The sequence below is a fragment of the Kitasatospora sp. NPDC043949 genome (assembly GCF_056435365.1).
Genome location: NZ_JBWKEQ010000034.1, coordinates 22,095 through 36,167 on the forward strand (window position 1 = coordinate 22,095; position 14,073 = coordinate 36,167).

The window sequence follows — 14,073 nt, forward strand, 5'->3', positions numbered from 1 at the left end:
ACTCCCCCCCCGCACCCCACCCCCCCCCCCCCCCCCCCCCCCCCCCCCCCCCCTCCCCCCCCCCCCCCCCCCCCCCCCCCCCCCCCCCCCCCCCCCCCCCCCCCGGCCCACCAACCATCTGCCCCACCCTCCCGCTTCGGGGGCGGGACGCCGGCCCGGCCGACGTCCCGCCCCCGTACGCGGTTCACGGTGCGGGCGGCGGTTGACGGTCAGTCGTCGCTGTCCTGGTCCTGGTCCTGGCCTTGGTCCTGGTCCTGGTCGTCGCCCTGGTCGTCGCCGTGGCCGTGGTGCGCGGTGGCGCGGGCGAAGACCTGGGAGTCGGTGCTCGCCGGGCCGCCGGGGCCGGCGAGCAGGTTGCCGCTGGTCGAGCTGAACACCACCGTGCGGCCGCGGGCGTCCACGACCGGGTCGGTCGAGGAGCCGTTGCCGAGCGAGCCGTCCGCGGCGGTGGCGACCCGCTCGGTGCGGCCGGTGCGCAGGTCGTGGCGGTAGACGTCCCAGCCCAGGTGCTGCGGGCCCGCCACCAGGTTGTCGGCGGCGGAGGCGAAGTAGACCCAGCGGTTGTCGGCGGTGATCCGGGCGTGGTCGGAGGAGCCGACCGAGGTGGTGCCGGGCAGGCCGCCGCTGATCTTCGTCACGGTGCCCTTCCTGAGGTCCCGGACGTACAGCACGGTGTGGAACCGGTGGCCGCCGGTCGACCCGCCGGGCTCGGGCAGGGCGTAGATCGCGCGCCGCCCGTCGGGGCTGATCGTCGCGTCGAAGCTCGGGGCGCCGAGCTTGCCGTCGAGGTCGAGGCTGGCGGCGGAGATCCGGCCGGACTCCACGTCGTAGGTGTAGTAGGGGGCGGTCACCGGCCGGGCCAGGTTCGGCTGGGCCATGCCCTTCTGCGCGCTGTGGGGCAGGGCCGGGGCGATGCCCGGGGCCAGCTCCACGTCGGCGGGGGCGGCGGCGCCCCCGGCGGCCGGGGCGGGGGTCTGGTCGGCGGGCAGCAGGTTGCCGGCCATGGAGGTGAAGCCGATGGTGCGGCCGTCCGCGCTGATCGTCGGGTGGAGGGACATGCCGTCGCCCGGCTTGCCGTCCACGCCGCGGGTCACCAGCTTGGTCTTCCCCGTCCAGCGGTCGGTGACGTAGATGTTGTAGTCCCAGGTGTAGGGCCTGGCCAGCGAGGGGGCGTCGCCCTGGAGGTCGGGGACGAGGTCCTTCCGGCTGGAGCCGAAGACCACGTAGCGGCCGTTCGCGCTGATCGAGGGCGCGTAGGAGGCGTGGAACTTGTCGGTGTCGGTGCCGGTGAGCCCGCCGCTGATCAGCTCGGTGCGGCCGGTCCTCCGGTCGCGGACGTACACCTCGTCGCGCCCCTGGACCTGCATGCCGGGCACCACGTTCTCGGCGTCGCTGTCGAAGGCGACGTAGCGGCCGTCGGCGTTGATCGCGACGTTGTCGGTGAAGCCGTTCAGCGCGCTGCCGTCGGCGGCCAGGTTGATCCGCTCGGTGCGGCCGGTCCTCAGGTCGCGGACGTAGGCGTCGCGGGCGCTCTTCGCGGGCTGGGACACCAGGTTCGTGGCCCAGGAGGTGAACAGGGCGTAGCGGCCGTCGGCGCTGATCGCCTGGCTCCACGACTGGTTGTCCGGCGCGGCGCCGTTCACCCCCACGCTGACCTGGACGGTGCCGCGCGGCGCCCGGTGGGCCCGGTGGGCCCGGTCGGCCTGGGCGGGTGCGGCGGTCACGGCGAGTACGGCGGTGGCCGCGAGAATGCTGCCGCCGCCGGCCAGCCACCGGTTGCGGGTGGTACGGGTGCTGCGTGTCATGACGTCTGCCTCCCCGGGGGTCGCCCGGCCGGGCTCCCTCCCGGCGACGGGCTTTCGGGAGAGCCAATCGTCGGGAGGGCCGGTGGTCAACGCCCACGGGTGATCTCGGCCGAAAATACGTCAACGGACGTATGCGGCAGGGGAGTCAGGACGTCACAGGCGGCGCAGGAAGACGTCCAGGAAGGTGTTGGTGTCACCCGGCACCAGGTCGCCGTCCGAGGCGTCGAAGATCACCGTGTCGCCGGTGGCGTCCACGTACGGGCCGTAGGAGGAGGCGGTGCTCTGCCCGCCGCTCCGGGTGAGGCTGATCCGCTCGATCCGCCCGGTCCACAGGTCGCGGCGGAAGATGTCGCTGGCGGAGTTGGTGTCGTCGGGGACGAGGTTCTCGGCGGCGGAGTCGAAGTAGACCCAGCGGTCGTCGAGCGTCATGACGCCACCGGAGGAGGACCACTTGGCGGTGGTGCCCGGCAGGTCGGTGTTGACCTTGGTGATCTTGCCGGTGGCCAGCTCGTGGACGTACACGTCCATCCGGATGCCGTGGGCCGGGGCGGGCGCCCCGCCGATGAAGACCGGGAGGCTGTAGATCGCGTAGCGGCCGTCCGGGCTGATCCGGCCGTCGCGTCCGCCGTCGCTCAGCGCCCCGGTGTCGTCCAGGCTGGCGCCGGCGATCTTGCCGGTGCCGGCCTTCCAGACGTAGTACGGGTAGAACTTGGGCCCGGCCAGCTGGGGTGACCCGGCGCCCGGCGTCGGGTCGGCGGCCGGGGCCGGGGTGCCCGGGAGCAGGTTTCCGGCCCGGGAGCCGAAACCGACGGTCGAGCCGTCCGCACTGATCGTCGGGCTGAAGGAGTTGTTGTCGGCGCCCTCGCCCTCCGTGCCGGAGGTGACCAGCCGGGTGGTGTGGGTCCAGCGGTCGGTGACGTAGATGTTGTTCTTGCCGCGCTTCACGCCCGGGGCGAGGTCGGTGCGGCTGGAGGCGTAGGCGACGAAGCGGCCGTCCCAGCTGAGGGTGGGGCTGTCGGCGGTGCGGATGCTCTGGTCGTCGGTGCTCGCCGAGCCGGGGGCGGTGATCAGCTCGGTGCGGCCGGTCCAGCGGTCGCGGACGAAGACGTCGTTGCCGTGCTTCGGCTGGCCGGGCAGCACGTTGGTGGCGGCGGTGCTGAACGCCACGTACCGGCCGTCGCCGCTGATCGAGGCCTGGTTGGTGGCGGCGTCCAGCTTGGAGCCGTCGGCGGCGACGCTGACCCGCTCGACGTGCCCGTTGCGCAGGTCCCGCACGTAGACCTCGTCCGAGTTCGGGGTGCCGGCCCCGGGCAGCAGGTTGGTCGCGGTCGAGGTGAACAGCGCGGAGCGGCCGTCGGCGCTCAGCCCGAGCGCGGACGAGGTGCCGTCGAGCTGCTCGCCCTTGGGCCCCTCGCTCACCCGGGAGGTGTCGCCCTTGAGCGGCCGGGCCTCGGCGGCTGGCATCGCGGCCCCGGCCACGGCGGCGGCCACCAGGACGCCGGCGGTCCGGGCCAGCCAACGGCGGGTTCGTGCGGTGGTCATGGAGATCCTCCCCTGATGACGGCGCCGGGCCCTCGTCACCCCCGCGGCCCGGCTCGGGAAGAGCCAATCGTCGCCCGGGCCGGGTGGTCAACCGGGCGAAGCGATCTCGTCCGGAAATACGCCACTGGTCGTATCGCCCCTTACGCGGAACCGGGCCCGGACCCCGCCCCGGCTCCGGGCCCGGTCCGGCTGACCCCGGCACGCTGGCAGAATTGGCCTGTGATCGACGCCCGACGGCTGCGGACCCTGCGGGCCGTGGCGGACCACCGCACCGTGACCGCCGCGGCGGCTGCCCTCTACCTGACCCCTTCCGCCGTCTCCCAGCAGCTGGCCGCCCTGGAACAGGAGACCGGCCACCACCTGCTCGCCCGCGAGGGCCGGGGGGTGCGGCTGACCGCCGCCGGGGAGATCCTGCTGGGCCACGCCGACGCCGTGCTCGCCCAGCTGGAGCGCGCCGAGGCCGACCTCGCCGCCTACAGCGCGGGCGTCTCCGGCGAGGTGACCGTCGCCTCCTTCGCCACCGGCATCGCGCTCGTCCTCGCCCCGGCGATCGGGCTGCTGGCCGCGCAGGCGCCCGGGGTGCGGCTCAAGGTGCTGGACGCGGAGGGCGACGCCAGCCTGCCGATGGTCCTCGACGGCCGGGCCGACCTCGCGGTGGCCGTCGAGTACCGGGGCGCCCCGCGCGCCGACGACGCCCGGCTCACCCGCGTCCCGCTGTACGCCGAGCCGTTCGAGGCGGTGCTGCCGCTCGGCCACCCGCTGGCCGCCGACCGCGGTCCGCTCGCCGTCGCGGCCCTGGCCGACGAACGGTGGATCGGCCCCTACCCGGGCAACCCCTGCCACGACGTCGTCCTGCTCGCCTGCGAGCACGCCGGCTTCCAGCCGCGCCTGGTGCACTCCTCCGACGACTTCCGGGCCGTCGTCGCCCTCGCCTCGGCGGGCGCCGGCGTCGCCCTCGTGCCGCGCTCGGCGCTGCGCGGCGTCGACCTCGGCCGGATCGCCGTCCGGCCGGTGGACAGCGAACTCGCCACCCGCCGGGTCTTCGCCGCCGTCCGGGCCGGCGCCGACGGGCACCCGCTGATCCGCCCGGTGCTGGACGCCCTCGCCGAGGCGGCCGCGGCGGGCGCCTGAGGGTCCGAGGTCGGGTGGGTCCGAGCTCGGGCGGGGCGCGGTGGGCGGCTGGGGTCAGGCGGGTCGGGGCGTCGTGCGCGTGCCGTTGACGACCGCCCGGAACATCCAGGACAGCCGGTCCTCCGGCGCCCCGGAGACCAGGTCGTCCCCGAGCGCGGCGATCCTCGGGTAGGTGGCGGCGGGCGCCGCGCGGAGCGCGTCGGTGAGCGCGGCCTGTTCCCGCTCCGCCTGCTCGCCCTGCCGGGCGGACTGCTCGGCGGCGGTGGCGGTGGCCACCTGGAGCAGCACGTCCACGCCCCAGGCCGCCTGCCCGTCCGGCACCCCGCCCTCGTGCAGCAGTGCCAGGACCGCCTCCACCAGGGCCAGGTAGTGCGGCCCGGACGGCCTCGCCACCAGTGCGGCGTGGGCGAGCGCCGGGTGCCGGAGCAGCACCCCGGTGCAGGAGTCGAGGACGGCGGCCAACCGCTCGCGCCAGTCCCCGGCCGCCGTCACCGGGCTCAGGTCCACCTCCCCGAGGTACTCCTCCAGGATCGCGGCGTGCAGTTCCGCGGCGTTGGCCACGTACACGTACAGCGAGGCCGGCCCGGTGTCCAGCTCCTGGGCCAGCCGCCGCATGGTCACCCGTGGCAGGCCCTCCGCCTCCAGCACCCGTACGGCGGCGGCGACGATCGCCTCGTGGCTCAGCGCGGGCTTCGCCGGTCGCTCGCGGCGGCTGCGGGGTCGGGAGGGGGAGCTCGTCATACCGGCCAGCCTAGCGACCGTGTTCGTGACGAACTAGTTCGCCGAAACGGCGCCGCTGCTACCGGCCGGCCGGCGGGGCGGGCTGGTTCGGGGCGGCGAACTGGTCGAGCAGGCCCTGGAGGCCGTCGGGGCCGAACATCAGCTCCAGGCTGGCGGCGGAGGCGGCGGCCGAGGCCTCGCTGCGGGGGAAGAGGGCGCGCTCGTAGGTGGTCAGGGCGGCCTCGGGGTCGCCGGGGTGGTGGGCGAGGGCCTTGCCGAGTTCGGCGCCGTCGAGCATGGCGAGGTTGGCGCCCTCGCCGGCGAACGGGGACATCAGGTGGGCGGCGTCGCCGAGCAGGGTGACGCCGGGGGTGCGGTCCCAGCGGTGGCCGACGGGCAGGGCGTGGATCCGGCGCGGGACCAGGTCGCCGTCGGCGTCGGCGAGCAGGGCCCGCAGGCCGTCGGCCCAGCCGTCGAAGCCGGCCAGCACGGCCGCCTTGGCGGTGTCGGGGGCGGTGGTGTCGATGCCGTCCAGCCAGTCCTCGCCGGCCCGGACGGCGGTGTAGACGTGGATGCTGCCGTCGCCCTCGCGGTGGGCGAGGAAGCCGCGACCCTCGGCCACGGAGAGGAAGAACCCGCCGCCGACCAGGGCGGCCGCCTCGGGGTGCCGGGTGTCCGCGTCGTGCAGGTCGGCCTCGACGAAGGAGATCCCGGTGTAGGCGGGCCGGGCGTCGGACAGCAGTGGCCGGATCCGGGACCACGCGCCGTCCGCCCCGACCAGCAGGTCCGTGGTGACGGCCGTGCCGTCGGCGAAGGCGACCTGGTGGCGGCCGTCGCCCAGCGCGTGGGCGCGGACCACCTTCCGGCCCCAGCGGACGGTGCCGGCGGGCAGGGAGTCCAGCAGCAGGTCGCGCAGGCGGCCCCGGTCGACCTCGGGGCGGCCGCCGGTGCCGTCGTCCTCCTGCTCCAACCGGACGGCGCCGTCCGGTCCCACCACCCGCAGGGCCTCGCCGCCCGCGTGGACCAGGGCCAGGAACCGGTCGTGCAGCCCGGCGTCGCGCAGGGCCTGCTGGCCGGAGTCGTCGTGGATGTCGAGCAGGCCGCCCTGGGTGCGGGCCTCGGGTGAGGGCTCCAGGTCGAAGACGGCGGCCCGGATGCCGTGGACGTGCAGGACCCGGGCGAGCACGAGGCCCCCGAGCCCGGCTCCGATGACGGCGACGGGAACGTGCTGGACGGTCATGGCCACTCCTTGGGTCGGTGTCGGTCCGTGTCGGTCGGCGTGGGTTCGCCTCCCGTTCCTCCACGGTAACGAACAGGTTCGTAACGAACAAGTTCGTCTCCTGGAGCGGCCTACCGGACAACCGGGATCCCCCCGGACGGGAGCGTGAGAACTTCACGATCCGGACGTGGCGGGATCACTGGCGCGCCGCGAGACGAGGCGGGCAGCCTCGGTGCCGGAGAACCAGCTGACGGGAGGCCGTCGCCCTGGTCCACCCCTCGCAACTGCCCGGCCCCGGCGTCCCCGGCGTCCCCGGCGTGCCCGGCGTGCCCGCGTACGTCGCCGACCACCCGCTCCCCGACACCACCCGCGCCGCCATCGACCGCACCAACTCCGCCCGGCTCTTCGCCGGGGCGGCGTTCCTCAAGTAGTGGCCGAAGGCCGTGGGGACCTCACTCCACGATCAGGTACCGCTGCGCGCTCGCCCCGCTGGCGCAGGTCCCGCCGTCGCAGCCGCCCTTGGCCTCGGTGAACGCGCTCCAGACGTAGATCCCGGGCGAGGGCGGGGTGTACAGGTAGGTCGACGCGTCCTGCCATGGCATGTTCTGCCAGGTCCCGTCGGGCGACAGCACCGAGGCGTGGGAGGAGAAGCCGCTCGCCGTCCAGCTCAGCGAGACCGGCCGGCCGGCCTTGGCCACGGTCTGGTCCGCCGGGGCCAGCAGGCGGGGGACGGCCGGGGTGTCGTGCCCGGGGTCGGGCGTGGAGGAGCCCTTCGCCCTGACGAACAGGAACCGGTCCTCGGACCACGCGCTGCCGGTCTGTCCTTCGGCGGCGTTCGCGGTGCTCGCCTCCCACCGGTACAGCCCGGCGGCGGTGGGAGTGAACGTGCAGGCGGCGGAGCTCAGCCAGGCGGTGTAGCGGGGGGCGTCGTCGCCCAGCCCGGTGAAGACGCGCGACACCGCGGCGGCGTGGTCCCAGCTGAGCGTGACCGACTGGCCGAGCTCGATGACCGTCCGGTCGGCGGGCCCGGTGGGCTCGGGCGGGTGCGGAGTTCCCGCGGGCACGCTGGTCACCCTGGCCGGGGGCGCGGAGTCGGCCGGGGCGCCGCCGGACGGGAAGCAGTCCGGCGGCCCGGAGCCGCCGGTCATCACGAAGAGGCGGACGCAGACGGCGGCGGCGACGAGCACGAGGGCGAGCGGCACCGGCAGCCAGCGGAGCCGGTGCTTCCCGCCACCGGGCGGCGGGGCGTCGGGAGCCTGCCGGAGCTCGGTGACCGCCGTACGGGTGCGGTCGTTCGGGCCGTTCGGTGGCCCGATCGGCGGGGGTCCGGGGTGGGCCGGAGCCGCCCGCCGCTGCGCCGGAAGCCACGCCCCGGCGGGTGCGTCGTGCGCGGCCGGCCCGAACAGGTCCAGCAACTCGGCGGGGGTGGGCCGGTCGGCGGGATCGCGCGCCAGACAGGCGGCGATCGCCGGGCGCAGGGCCTGCGGGACGCCGCCGAGATCCGGCTCGGTGTGCAGGACCCGGTAGAGCATCACCTGCGCTGCACCGTGGCCGAACGGCGCGCACCCGGCAGCGTGGCAGAGCACGTGGCCGAGGCTGAACACGTCACAGGCCGGCCCGATCGCGCCGCCCGCGATCTGCTCAGGCGCCATGTAGCCGGGCGTGCCGACGACGACCTGGGTCCGGGTGATCGCGGTCCCGTCCAGCGCGCGGGCGATCCCGAAGTCGATGACGCGCGGCCCGTCGTCGGCGAGCAGCACGTTCGACGGCTTGAGGTCCCGGTGGATCAGGCCGACGGCGTGGATGGCGTCCAGCGCCTCGGCCAGCCCCGCCCCGAGGACGCGCAACGACGCTTCCGGCAGCGGGCCGTGGGCGGCGACCGCCTCGGCCAGGGACGGCCCCGGAACGTAGGCGGTGACCAGCCACGGCGGGTCGCCGTCCGGGTCGGCGTCGACGACCTGGGCGGTGTGGAACCCGCCGACCCGCCGTACGGCCTCCAGCTCGTGGGCGAAGCGCCGCCGGAACTCCGGGTCGGCGGCGAGCTCCCGGTGCACGCACTTGACGGCGACCAGCCGACCGCCCGGCGAACGCCCGAGGTACACCACGCCCATCCCGCCGCTGCCCAGGCGCCCGAGCAGCCGGTACCGGCCGCCGACCGTCGTCGGGTCAGTGGCTCGTAACGCCTCCACGACACCCCCGGTGGGCCACCGCGCAGCAGCCGGTCCCGTCGACCGGACCCCCGTGACGAACCCTCGCCTCATCCCAGCGCGTCGCGCGCGGGGCTGTCAATGCCGGCCGCCGAACACTCGGCGACCGGCGCCCCGGCGCGCGGCGTCAGATGCGCAGGGTCCGCAGGAAGCAGCCCGTGGCCGAGTCGCAGCCGGTGACGTAGAGCGAGTGGCCGTCCGGCCCGACGGAGAGGGCGTGCACGCGCCACTCGGGGACGGAGAGGGACACGCTCTGGTCGAACCGGTTCTCGCCCGGCACGAACGTGTACAGCGGGGTGGGGAGCCTGTACTCGGGGCCGCCGAGCAGGTAGACGCGACTGCCGTCGGCGTTCATCGCCGGGTGGTGGTACTCGAAGTAGCCGGAGCCGTACTTCATGAGGTAGCGCACCGTGTCCGTGCCCGTGTCGAGCCCGATGCCCACGGAGTAGGTGCGGACCGACCCGAGCGCGAGCAGGAAGGAGCCGTCCGGAGAGAGCGCCAGCTCGTCCTTGGCCCCGGGGTCGACGACCGTGGTGGTGCCGAGTCCGGTCCCGATATCGAGGCGCAGCAGGTCGAGGTTGGTGCCCGCGTAGAGGTAGTTGCCGTCGGGCAGGACGGCGAGATCGTTGACCGTGTGGCCGGTGACCGCCGTCTGGTCGATGAACTCCTGGTCGCCGGTGGAGAATTCCAGGATCCGGCCCGGCTCCTCCTGCCCGGCGGGGCCTGAGGGACCGGACTGTCCGACGTAGAGGGTCTCGCCGTCCGGGTCGGTGGCCAGACTGGTCGCCGCGCCCGGGGTCCAGCCCGCCGGGAGCTGCTGCTCCGGCGCGGCGACGCGGGCCTTGACCGTGTTGGTCGCGGTGTCGATGACGTAGACGGCGGAGCCGACTCCGACGTACAGCCGGTGGCCGTCCGGGCTGAGGGCAGGCCGCCCGTAGGGTGCCGGGTCGCCGAGCGGGAGGCGGGCCGTCACCGTGCCGGTCTGCGTGTCGACGGTGGACAGGTACACGCCCTGGCGCCCGCCGACCACGTCCGTCAGCACGAGGTAGACCGTTCGGCCGTCCGGACTGACCGCCTCGGTGACCTTCTCCCAGGTGAATTCCGCGATCCGGACGGCCCCCGGCACGCCGACGACGGGGCCGTCGGGAACGCCGGAGGGGGCCGCCCCCGAGGCCCCCGAGACGCCCGCCCCGCCGAGCAGCAGCGCCATCGCCGTCGCCGCCGAGACGGCCCAGCGGGATCCGCGCCGTAACGCGCTTGCCGAGGTCCTCATCATGTCCTCCCCTTGTCGGCCGGTGCGCCGCGCCGGGCACCGGATGGATCGAAGCCTAGGTGATTCCATTGCCATCGAATGGGACAACTATTAAGTGGTGAAGGAGGGTTGGAAGATCCGGCAGTGGCTGGTGGGGTGTGCGGCGCCGGCCTGCCGGGACCGTCGTGCCCACCGGAAACCGTTCGACCGCCGTGCTTCCACCGCGAGCCGGCGGGAGGTCAACTGGCGACCACCACCGGGTGAGTCCGTCTCCGTCGAATGAGAGAATCACCCCGGCCCGCGAATTCCGGCCCGCGAATTCCATTCCATGCGGCCGGAGTTACGACCCACCAAAGGAATCGCAGATGACCGACCTGCCGGCGCCCGCTCCCTTCACCACCGAGGACACCCTGTTCGGCGAGATCACCGTCCGCATCGAAGGCCAGCACCGGGTGACCGTCTCCGGGGATCGGATCCCCACCGCCGTCCTGGAGCGCGACCCGGGCAGCGAGCCGGACCCGCAGATCGCCATCGGCACCCGCGACACCGCCCACCTGACGCTGACCGTCGACGGCTCGCCGGTGCCACTGCGGCCGGGCCGGGGCAAGCTCCGCCGGAAGTCCTACCGGGTCGAGACCATGTACGACGGCGCCGTCCACGTCCTCGTCCCGGACTCCATCCCCAGCAGCCGGCTCATGCGCGACGGCAAGCGCCTCGGCGACTTCTCCTGCGACGGCGACCAGATCGTCATCGTGGAGTGGCGGGACGGCGCCCCCGCCCGCCCCGCCGACGCCGCGATCGGGTACGTCCTCGCCTCCGCCTTCGGCACGGGCGGGCAGCCCACCTGGATGCTGGTGGTCGAAGGGGTCGCCGCCCTCATCCCCTGAGCCGCCGGGCCGGTCGCTCGCCGGCCCGGCGCCGTTGCGCGGGAGCGGGCGAATAGGGTGGGGCGGATGGTTTTCGGCGCATGAGTATGGAGATTCGTATGAGCTCGACCTCTGTTCCTGACGGCCTGCTCCCGGTCGGGGTGATCGGTCTCGGTGACATTGCGCAGAAGGCGTATCTGCCGGTCCTGGGCGGGTTGCCGGCGCTGGACCTGCGGTTGATGACCAGGGACGGGGCGAAGCTGGACCGGATCGGTGACGCGCACCGGATTGCGCCGGAGAATCGCTTCACCGATCTCGGGGAGTTGATCGGGAGCGGGATCCGGGCGGCGTTCGTGCACGCCGCGACCAGCCAGCACGTTCCGATCGTGGAGCAGCTGCTGACGGCCGGTGTCGACGTCTACGTCGACAAGCCGCTCGACTACACCGTCGACGGTGCCCGCCGGCTCGTCGACCTCGCCGACCGGACGGGCCGCTCGCTGATGGTCGGCTTCAACCGCCGGCACGCGCCCGGCTACGCCCAGGCCAAGGAGCGCCCCCGCGACCTGATCGTCCTGCAGAAGAACCGCGAGGGCCTCGCCGAGGCCGCCCGCTCCCTGGTGTTCGACGACTTCATCCACGTCGTCGACACCCTGCGCTTCCTGGCCCCCGGCGAGATCGAGCACGTCGACGTCCGCGCCCGCGTCCGGGACGGGCTGGTCGAGCACGTCGTCCTGACCCTCGGCGGGGACGGCTTCACGGCGCTCGGCATCATGAACCGGCTCTCCGGCTCGACGGAGGAGATCCTGGAGGTCTCCGGCGCCGACTCCAAGCGGGCGGTGCACAACCTCGCCGAGGTGATCGACCACCGCGGCCAGCCCACCGTCCGCCGGCGTGGTGACTGGGTGTCCGTCGCCCGCCAGCGCGGCATCGAGCAGTGCGTGCTGTCCTTCCTGGACGCCGTCCGGGCCGGCAAGACCCTGGACGCGCACGACGCGCTGCGCACCCACGAGCTGTGCGAGCTGATCGTGGAGCGGATCGAGGCGGGCTGAGGGGACGTCGAGGCAGGTTGAAGGAGCGGGCTGAAGGACCGGGCTGAAGGGACGGGGATAGGAGCGGGGGTAGGAGCAGGGGCAGGGGCGGACGCCGAAGCGGAACCAGAAGTTCACTGACGGGGTCTTGTCGCGTCATTTTCTACGCGCGTATCTTGGGGTCGCCGCGGGGGACGGGTGACCGGCTTCCGCTTCATCTACGCGGGTAGCGCGTGCCATGGGCACGCCGCCTGACCATGCGTCACGGCCCGGCGGCCGCAGACCCGCCGGGTGGACGACGCGCCCTGTGCCCCGCTCCACCCTCGACCGCCGTGCCACGACCGTGCCGCACGACGGAGCTAGGAGTCATGCCCCGGTGACCACCGCCCCCGCTCCCCGCCCCCGCCGGGCCCTGCTGCGCGCCGCGATCCTCCCGGCCGGACTGGCCGCCTCGCTGGTGCTCGTCCCGCTGCCGGCCGCGAACGCCGCGCCCACCGCCGCGAACGCCGCCACGAACGCGGCGAACGCCGCCGCCCCGGCCGGGCCGACCGAGGCCGGACCGCTGCGCATCCACGACATCCAGGGCACCACCCGGATCTCCCCGCAGGCCGGGAAGCCCGTCACCGGCGTGCCCGGCGTCGTCACCGGCGTGCGCGCCTACGGCAGCGCCAAGGGCTTCTGGATGCAGGACCCGAACCCCGACGCCGACCCGGCCACCAGCGAGGGCATCTTCGTCTACACCGGCGGCAACCCGACCGTGAAGGCCGGCGACTCGGTCCTGGTCAGCGGCAAGGTCACCGAGTACTACCCGAACTTCGCGGGCGGCTCGCAGTCCGTCACCGAGCTCACCGGCCCCGCCGTCACCGTGCTGTCCTCCGGCAACCCGCTGCCGGCCCCGGTGGTCGTCGACACCCGCAACATCCCCGGCACCTACGTCCCGCCGGCGCCCGAGGGCGGCAGCATCGACGCGCTGCCGCTCGACCCGGAGAAGTACGCCCTGGACTTCTACGAGTCGCTGGAGGGCATGCTCGTCCAGGTCAAGGACGTCCGGGTGATACAGGCGACGGACAAGTACAACGAGCTGTGGGTCGCCGCCGACCGGCAGGACCAGCGCAGCAAGCGCGGCGGCGTGCTGTACGAGTCGTACGCGGAGCCCAACGTGGGCCGCCTGATGGTGCAGCAGCAGGCGGCGGTCACCCCGCAGCAGCCGTTCCCGGTGGCCAACGTGGGCGACGTGCTGACCGGCACCACCACCGGCCCGCTGGACTACAACCAGTTCGGCGGCTACACCCTCGTCGCCGGCACCCTGGGCACGCTCCAGGACAACCACCTCCAGCGCGAGGTCACCGCCAAGGCGGCCGACCGTGAACTCGCCATCGCCACGTACAACGTGGAGAACCTGGCCCCCGGCAACCCGGACGCCAAGTTCGCCGAGCTGGCCCAGGGCATCGTCACCAACCTGCGCTCGCCCGACATCGTCGCCCTGGAGGAGATCCAGGACAACAACGGCGCCAAGAACGACGGCACGGTCGACGCGAGCCAGACCGTCGCCAAGTTCATCGCCGCGATCAAGGCGGCCGGCGGCCCGGCGTACGACTGGCGCTCGATCGACCCGCAGGACGGCAAGGACGGCGGCGAGCCGGGCGGCAACATCCGGCAGGTGTTCCTGTTCAACCCGCAGCGGGTCTCCTTCACCGACATCCCCGGCGGCGCCGCCACCAGTGCCGTGGACGTCGCCGGCAGCGGCGCCACCACCGCGCTGACCGCCTCGCCCGGCCGGATCGCCCCGACCGACGACGCGTGGACCAACAGCCGCAAGCCGCTGGTCGGACAGTTCTCCTTCCGCGGCAAGAAGGTCTTCGTCATCGCCAACCACTTCAACAGCAAGGGCGGCGACCAGGGCATCGACAGCCGCTTCCAGGCCCCCACCCGCAGCTCCGAGGTGCAGCGGGTCAAGCAGGCCACCATCGAGCAGGCCTTCGTCGCCAAGCTGCTGGCCGCCGACAAGGAGGCGCGCGTCGTCTCGCTCGGCGACTTCAACGACTACCAGTTCTCGCCCGCGCTGGCCGCGCTCACCAAGGACGGCGTGCTGCGCGACCTGGTGAACGAACTGCCGGAGACCGAGCAGTACTCGTACGTCTACCAGGGCAACTCGCAGGTGCTGGACCACATCCTGGTCAGCCCCGAGGTCGGCTACGCCAAGTACGACGTGGTGCACATCAACGCCGAGTTCGCCCAGCAGGCCAGCGACCACGACCCGCAGGTGGTCCGCATCAAGCCCTGAGCGTCAAGCCCTGACCGGT

Annotated in this window: 10 protein-coding genes; 4 read left to right on the forward strand and 6 right to left on the reverse strand. The window is 74.0% G+C overall.

The window, feature by feature from the left end:
* Positions 1 to 209 precede the first annotated feature (209 nt).
* Positions 210 to 1,805: a TolB family protein gene (locus AC07AL_RS25455; RefSeq protein ID WP_478318285.1), complete on the reverse strand. Its 1,596-nt coding sequence runs from the start codon at positions 1,803 to 1,805 to the stop codon at positions 210 to 212.
* Positions 1,806 to 1,958: 153 nt separating this feature from the next.
* Positions 1,959 to 3,347 carry a TolB family protein gene (locus tag AC07AL_RS25460; protein ID WP_400987124.1) on the reverse strand — a complete coding sequence of 463 codons (1,389 nt, stop codon included), beginning with the start codon at positions 3,345 to 3,347 and terminating at the stop codon, positions 1,959 to 1,961.
* 219 nt (positions 3,348 to 3,566) lie between these two features.
* Between AC07AL_RS25460 and AC07AL_RS25465 the strand changes: the two genes are divergently transcribed.
* The gene (locus AC07AL_RS25465; protein ID WP_400987126.1) at positions 3,567 to 4,478 is read left to right on the forward strand and encodes a LysR family transcriptional regulator; all 912 of its coding nucleotides are present in this window, start codon (positions 3,567 to 3,569) and stop codon (positions 4,476 to 4,478) included.
* Positions 4,479 to 4,532: 54 nt separating this feature from the next.
* Here AC07AL_RS25465 and AC07AL_RS25470 read toward each other — a convergent pair whose 3' ends face one another.
* The 4 genes from AC07AL_RS25470 to AC07AL_RS25485 all read right to left on the reverse strand — a co-directional run bounded on the left by AC07AL_RS25470 (position 4,533) and on the right by AC07AL_RS25485 (position 9,897).
* On the reverse strand, positions 4,533 to 5,219 hold the full coding sequence (locus AC07AL_RS25470; protein WP_363588867.1) for a TetR/AcrR family transcriptional regulator: 687 nt from the start codon (positions 5,217 to 5,219) through the stop codon (positions 4,533 to 4,535).
* Between the two features lie 58 nt (positions 5,220 to 5,277).
* On the reverse strand, positions 5,278 to 6,438 hold the full coding sequence (locus tag AC07AL_RS25475; protein WP_400987128.1) for an FAD-dependent oxidoreductase: 1,161 nt from the start codon (positions 6,436 to 6,438) through the stop codon (positions 5,278 to 5,280).
* A 431-nt stretch (positions 6,439 to 6,869) separates the two neighbouring features.
* Positions 6,870 to 8,606: a serine/threonine-protein kinase gene (locus tag AC07AL_RS25480; protein WP_478318288.1), complete on the reverse strand. Its 1,737-nt coding sequence runs from the start codon at positions 8,604 to 8,606 to the stop codon at positions 6,870 to 6,872.
* 145 nt (positions 8,607 to 8,751) lie between these two features.
* Complete coding sequence (locus AC07AL_RS25485; RefSeq protein ID WP_363588873.1) at positions 8,752 to 9,897, reverse strand: hypothetical protein; 1,146 nt, start codon at positions 9,895 to 9,897, stop codon at positions 8,752 to 8,754.
* Between the two features lie 344 nt (positions 9,898 to 10,241).
* Here AC07AL_RS25485 and AC07AL_RS25490 point away from each other — a divergent pair, with 344 nt between their 5' ends.
* The 3 genes from AC07AL_RS25490 to AC07AL_RS25500 all read left to right on the forward strand — a co-directional run bounded on the left by AC07AL_RS25490 (position 10,242) and on the right by AC07AL_RS25500 (position 14,054).
* On the forward strand, positions 10,242 to 10,763 hold the full coding sequence (locus tag AC07AL_RS25490; RefSeq protein WP_478318290.1) for a hypothetical protein: 522 nt from the start codon (positions 10,242 to 10,244) through the stop codon (positions 10,761 to 10,763).
* Positions 10,764 to 10,861: 98 nt separating this feature from the next.
* Positions 10,862 to 11,791: a Gfo/Idh/MocA family protein gene (locus AC07AL_RS25495; protein WP_363588877.1), complete on the forward strand. Its 930-nt coding sequence runs from the start codon at positions 10,862 to 10,864 to the stop codon at positions 11,789 to 11,791.
* 448 nt (positions 11,792 to 12,239) lie between these two features.
* Positions 12,240 to 14,054 (forward strand): endonuclease/exonuclease/phosphatase family protein, encoded by a 1,815-nt coding sequence (locus AC07AL_RS25500; protein ID WP_478318330.1) that lies wholly within the window; start codon positions 12,240 to 12,242, stop codon positions 14,052 to 14,054.
* Positions 14,055 to 14,073 lie beyond the last annotated feature (19 nt).